Here is a 5,861-nt window from a genome sequence, read left to right as displayed (position 1 = left end):
GATGAATCCCAACAGACCCTAGACTGATGTTATGACAAAGCTACTTCAGGAAGCACTGCGGCAGGTCGAGCAATTGCCGCCCAGCGAACAGGACGCAGCCGCGGGTGCATTGCTCGACTACGTCAAGCACATGCGCGAGATGCAGCTGACCGAGGAGCAGGTCGAGGAAGTCCGCCGCCGCAGGTCTGATCCTAATCGGCAGCTCGTGTCTCACGAAGAGGCGCGCAACCGCATTGCACGGCTGGTCGGCGGCGATAGATGAAACTCGTCTTCGACGATCAAGCGATCGCCGATATCGAAAATATCTATCATTAGATCGCTCAGGACAGTCCCGCTGCGGCCAAGGCCGTGGTGGAGCGGCTATTCAGCAGCATCGAACTGCTGTCCTCGTTTCCATTCATGGGGCGAGTTGGCCGCGACGCCGACACCTTCGAATGGCCAGTACCGCGGTTGCCCTACATCGCGGTCTATGAAGTCGATCGAGCGCCGGAGCGGATCATCGTCGCCGCGGTGTTTCACGGAGCCCAGGATCGAGAGGCTGGCAAGCCCCCGAAACGATGAGACGGTATTCCCAGATTCCCTTCCTTTTACGGCAAAAATGCTTAGAACGGCTCTAGATGCCGGGCCGACGTTCCCGGCCCCAACCTGAGATCATGCCCATGAACGCTCCCACCGCTTTCCCCGACCAGTCCAAGCCTGTCCCGCCCTATAAGCACACGCCGTTGTTCCCGCTGGGGCAGGACACGACGCCGTACAAGAAGGTGACGGCCGAGGGCGTGCGGGTCGAGAAGGTGCTGGGCAGGGACATGCTGGTGGTGTCGCGCGAGGCGCTGCGGGCGTTGTCGGAGGCGGCGTTCGGCGAAATCAACCATTATTTGCGTCCGGGGCATCTGAAGCAGTTGCGCAGCATCCTTGACGACAAGGAAGCCAGCGACAACGACAAGTTCGTGGCCTTCGACTTCCTGAAGAACGCCAATATCGCCGCCGGCGGCGTGCTGCCGATGTGCCAGGACACGGGCACCGCGATCATCATGGGCAAGAAGGGCTGCAACGTCATCACCGAGGGCGACGACGAGGCGGCGCTGTCGGAAGGCGCGCGCGACGCCTATTTGCGCCGCAACCTGCGCTATTCGCAGGTGGCGCCGCTGTCGATGTATGAGGAGAAGAACACCGCCAACAACATGCCGGCGCAGTGCGAGATCTACGCCGAGGGCGATGACGCCTACAAGTTCATGTTCATGGCCAAGGGCGGCGGCAGCGCCAACAAGAGCTTCCTGTTCCAGGCGACGCCGTCGGTGCTGACCAAGGATCGGCTGCTGGCGTTTTTGAAGGAGAAGATTCTCACGTTCGGCACCGCTGCGTGCCCGCCTTATCATCTGGCGATCGTGATCGGCGGCACCTCGGCCGAACTCTGCATGAAGACGGTGAAGCTCGCGTCCGCCCGCTATCTCGACGCGCTGCCGACGCACGGCTCGGCCGACGGCAACGCGTTCCGCGATCTGGAGATGGAGCAGGAAATCCACAAGATGACGCAAAGCTTGGGGGTAGGCGCGCAGTTCGGCGGCAAGTATTTCTGCCACGACGTGCGCGTGATCCGGCTGCCGCGCCATGGCGCCTCGTTGCCGATCGGGCTTGGCGTCTCCTGCTCGGCCGACCGCCAGGTGCTCGGCAAGATCACAAAGGACGGCGTCTATCTGGAGGAGCTCGAGCATAATCCGGCGCAGTATCTGCCGCAGGTCGAGCAGTCGCTTGGCGGGGAGGTCGTCAAGATCGATCTCAATCAGCCGATGAAGGACATTCTGGCGACGCTGTCGAAGCATCCGACCAAGACGCGGGTTTCGATGACCGGCACCATGATCGTGGCGCGCGACGCGGCGCATGCCAAGCTGCGCGAGCGGCTGGATCGCGGCGAGCCGCTGCCGGATTACTTCAAGAACCATCCGGTCTATTACGCCGGTCCGGCCAAGACGCCGGACGGCTATGCGTCCGGCGCGTTCGGCCCGACCACGGCGGGGCGCATGGATTCCTTCGTCGACCAGTTCCAGGCCGCCGGCGGCTCGATGGTGATGGTGGCGAAGGGCAACCGCGCGCCGGCGGTGCGCGAAGCCTGCAAGAAGCACGGCGGCTTCTATCTCGGCTCGATCGGTGGGGCCGCGGCGAACCTCGCCGAGCACTGCATCAAGAAGGTCGAGGTGGTCGAATATCCCGAGCTCGGCATGGAAGCGATCTGGCGCATCGAGGTCGTGGATTTTCCGGCCTTCATCATCATCGATGACAAGGGCAACGACTTCTTCAAGGAGTTGAACCTGGGCTGAGGTTGCGCAACGGCCTCACAACGCGTCATGGCCGGGCTTGACCCGGCCATCCATCATTCCAAGAAGATAGATACGCGGGTCAAGCCCGCGTATGACGACTGAGGGTGCGGCAAATGCCGCGCTTACAATGGCGCCCCGCTTACGCCCGTGTGCCCGTGAACGGGAAGCTGCCCATCGGGCCGATGCCCATTTCGCCGGTGATGCTGTCGCCCGACACCTTGCCGGTGAATTCGAGCGTGAGCGGCATCGGGTTGGTGATGGAAACCTTCCAGGCGACGTCGTCGCCCTTGGCCGTGCCGTCGAAGATCTCAACCGAATCGCCCTCGGCGCCCTGCGTGCCCGTGAGCGTGCCGCCCGAGTTTTTCAGCGACAGCGTCGCCTGCCGATCGCCCATCGGCGTGCTCATGGTGAGATTCCAGTTTCCGTCCACCGCCATGCCTGTCTCCCCGAGGTTCAATGGTGAAGCTTGGGCGGCGGGTATAGCCTATCTCGCCGCGCAAGCCCAACGATCTATTCCGGCGTGCGGTGATTAAGCGCGCGCGGCGGCGCGCAGCCGGCTCGTCACAATGATGCGGAAGAGGACGTATTGGATCGCGAAGGCTGCGATCTTCAAGCCGGCGGCGACCACCGTCACATAGACCGCCCACAGCTTGATGTCGCCGGTCGCCGCCACCGCGATGGTGCCGGCGCCGATCGCAAACATCAGTAGCGCCCAGGCATAGCCGGCGAGGGTGACATACTCAGGAATGGTCTGGACCACGATCGGCGGCATGTAGCGCAGCATCCAGCCGCGCTTGAGCATGATCGCGCCGATCGCGAAATGCGCGATCGACGGCTTTGCCATGACGAAGCGCGGGTCCTTGGTGAGCAGGGTGGCGCTGCCGAGCACGATCACCAGCGCAAGGCTCGCCCCGGTCATGAAGCCGAGCGTCTCGCCCTTGATGCGGGAATGCACCACCTGCGCGATCGCGCCGGCAATCGCGATCCCGGTCGCGAGCAGAACGTTGTCGGTGGCGAAATAGACCGCCAGGAACACGATGGTCGAGAAGAAGTCGGTAGCGAGCCTTGCGAAGACGTCCTTCATCGCGATGTTCCCCCTGCGATACTCAGTTCGCACTGGGTAGCGCGCTGACCGGATGCGCGCCGTATTTCGTCATCCGGTAGTGCGGATACCACTTGGTGAAGAAGACCGCACTGTTGCGCGCGGCGAACGCAATCAGCAGCCCGCTCCACAGCGGCAGGCTCGGCATATAGACGATGGCGATGTTGCCGACCATCATCAGCACCGCTGCCATGGTCCAGGCCCAGGTGATGACGTAGTTGACGCGCAGGAAGCCGGGTTGCTGCGTCGTCTTGGCGTCAACCACTTCGCGTGCATATTGCAGCGTGAAGGGACGGCCGGCCAGGATCGAACCAAGCGAAACCAGGAAAATGCCCGTATCGACTGCGAACCTCACCGAAGCCGTGCCGAGGTGCTGATCGACGAAAGCGACATAGAGGCCGATCGCGGCGAAGGTGATCACCGAGCCGACGCCGAGGATCTTGATCGAGAGGCCGCGCATCGCGTCGAATGCGATGACCGCCAGGCAAATCGCGGCGGCGGCAAACAGGCTGGCAGTCGCCGACGTCACCAGCAGCAAGCCAGCGAAGGCACCATAGGGGGCGAGGATGAGAAAGATCGTCATGGCCGCCTCTCCAGGCTGATCTTGACAATGTAAAGATAAGCTAGAGGCGCCGAGGGAAGCCGTCAAGCGAAATCTTTACAGTGTCAAAATAACGGCGAGATCGGATAAGTCTAGATTTTTCAGCTGTTTAGAGCGTCGCTCCGGGTGCGCATCAGCGCGATGCCGGAGTTGTGAGCCGATCACCGCCGGATTCCGGGGCATCGCTGCGCCCCGGAATGACGCAGAGCGTGGCGCGAGCTCAATTCGCGCCAACCCAATTGCCGTGGAAGCCGTCGGGCACGCGGTGGCCGAGATGGACCAATGCGATCGGGCCGGCCTGGACGTCGTGCGCGTTGAACACGGGGAGGTCGCTGCGGTTCTCCCGGGCACGCCAGACCACCGCGAGCAACCAGCCGTCGCCCTCGGCGGCATCGCTGCCGCGCTCAACGAACACCGGCTCCGAGATGGTGTCGCCGGCGGGCAGGAGATACTGGCCAATGCGCTTGCCCGTGCCATCGACATGCACGATCCCGGAGAGCGCGCCGAACATCGGCAGCTCAGGATTGGCGCAGGCGTACCAGCCATGGGTGAAGGCATAGCCGGCGCGGCGATCGTCGATGCGCGGGAATTCGCCGGTGAGGTCGTCGAGATAGGTTTGCGTGAAGCGGTCGGTATTGCCGGCGAGATCGAAGGTCCAGCGGCAATAGCGCGCGCGGTTCTTCTTCGGGTCCGTCGGCGAGCCGTCGGGATGGTTGAACAGCGGCGCTTCCTCGAACTGCATCACGTCGGCGATGATGCGGCTGCCTTCCTCCCAGGCGTTCACCACGTGGAAGACGTAGCAGCTCTCGGCGCGGAACCAGGTGATGTCTTGCGCGGAGCCGTTGCGCTTCATCACGCCGACATGGGCGCCCTTCTCAGGCTCCCAGGCGTAAGGCGCGTGTCCGCGCATCGCGCGCTCCATGCTGCCGGTAACCGGGAGGATCGGAAACAGCAGATGGTTCTCGGTGACGATGAAGTCGTGCACCATGCTGGCATAGGGTGACTCAAAGCGTTCGAAGCGCGTCACCACGCCGGACGAATTGACCGAGCCGAAGGAAAGGGCAGGGGTCAGGGGGCCTGCGGCGTTGTAGCCGAAGAACACGAGCTCGCCGGTCTTCGGGTCGACCTTGGGATGCGCGGTGAAAGGGCCTTGGATGGCGCCGCTATAATCGCAATAGCCAAGCCGGTTCAGCGTGCCGGGCTCGATCTCGGTCGGCAGATGGCCTTCCTCGAGTGCGAGCAGGCGGCCGGCATGGAAGATGATGTTGGTGTTGGCGACGCCGCCGTCAGTGGTGGTCGCGGGCGGCGCATCCGATAGCTTGCGGCCGAAGCCGCCGAACAATGCACGGCCCGCGTCATGCTCGGCCTGCCATTTCGGCGTGCGGACCCAGCGATTGCGATAGCTGGCGCGGCCGTTCTCGAGATGGAAGGCGTGCAGCATGCCGTCGCCGACGAACCAATGCGCACCGGGGGACTCGAATTGCGGATTGGGGCCGTTGCGATAGAGCGTGCCGTTAAGCTCGCGCGGCAACTCGCCCGATATTTTCAAGAACGGCGCGTCCGCCTCAAAAGGGATCGGCGCCAGGTTGGGCCGCGGTGTCTCAGCGATCGCCTGATCAAGCATCGTCACTCCCTCCATGTTATCTTTACATCGTAAAGATAGAAATACAGGTGGTCGCGCTGATCGTCAAGCAAAATCTTTACAGTGTCAAAATTGCGACCTATAAGGATTCGCATGACGAGATTGTCGAGAGAAAACAAGGCGAAGACGTCGCCGCCGAAAGCCCGGAAGGCGGCGAAACAAGCGGCCGCGAGGCCAGCGCGCCGGCAGCGCCGGTCGGGC

The 5,861-nt window shown here is 63.0% G+C and carries 7 protein-coding genes; 3 read left to right on the top strand and 4 right to left on the bottom strand.

Annotated features, from left to right (window positions below):
• Window positions 1-31 precede the first annotated feature (31 nt).
• From CWO89_RS39905 to CWO89_RS39895, 3 genes are all read left to right on the top strand, one after another.
• Entirely contained in the window at window positions 32-262 is a 231-nt protein-coding gene (locus CWO89_RS39905) for a hypothetical protein (protein WP_130583767.1), read from the top strand.
• 53 nt (window positions 263-315) lie between these two features.
• Window positions 316-561 carry a type II toxin-antitoxin system RelE/ParE family toxin gene (locus CWO89_RS39900; RefSeq protein ID WP_283813575.1) on the top strand — a complete coding sequence of 82 codons (246 nt, stop codon included), beginning with the start codon at window positions 316-318 and terminating at the stop codon, window positions 559-561.
• A 98-nt stretch (window positions 562-659) separates the two neighbouring features.
• Window positions 660-2,315, top strand: a complete 1,656-nt coding sequence (locus tag CWO89_RS39895; protein ID WP_130583766.1) for a fumarate hydratase — start codon at window positions 660-662, stop codon at window positions 2,313-2,315.
• Window positions 2,316-2,454: 139 nt separating this feature from the next.
• On the opposite strand, the gene CWO89_RS39890 is transcribed toward CWO89_RS39895, so the two are convergent.
• The 4 genes from CWO89_RS39890 to CWO89_RS39875 all read right to left on the bottom strand — a co-directional run bounded on the left by CWO89_RS39890 (window position 2,455) and on the right by CWO89_RS39875 (window position 5,642).
• Window positions 2,455-2,751 (bottom strand): hypothetical protein, encoded by a 297-nt coding sequence (locus CWO89_RS39890; protein WP_130583765.1) that lies wholly within the window; start codon window positions 2,749-2,751, stop codon window positions 2,455-2,457.
• A gap of 93 nt (window positions 2,752-2,844) precedes the next feature.
• Complete coding sequence (locus CWO89_RS39885; protein ID WP_130583764.1) at window positions 2,845-3,399, bottom strand: inner membrane-spanning protein YciB; 555 nt, start codon at window positions 3,397-3,399, stop codon at window positions 2,845-2,847.
• Window positions 3,400-3,421: 22 nt separating this feature from the next.
• A complete protein-coding gene (locus CWO89_RS39880) occupies window positions 3,422-4,000 on the bottom strand; it encodes a hypothetical protein (RefSeq protein ID WP_130583763.1) in 579 nt (192 codons plus the stop codon).
• 238 nt (window positions 4,001-4,238) lie between these two features.
• Window positions 4,239-5,642 carry a carotenoid oxygenase family protein gene (locus CWO89_RS39875; RefSeq protein WP_130583762.1) on the bottom strand — a complete coding sequence of 468 codons (1,404 nt, stop codon included), beginning with the start codon at window positions 5,640-5,642 and terminating at the stop codon, window positions 4,239-4,241.
• Window positions 5,643-5,861: the final 219 nt, after the last annotated feature.

The sequence above is a fragment of the Bradyrhizobium sp. Leo170 genome (assembly GCF_004296405.1).
Classification (GTDB): Bacteria; Pseudomonadota; Alphaproteobacteria; order Rhizobiales; family Xanthobacteraceae; genus Bradyrhizobium.
This window is presented reverse-complemented; position numbering and strand designations above follow the sequence as displayed.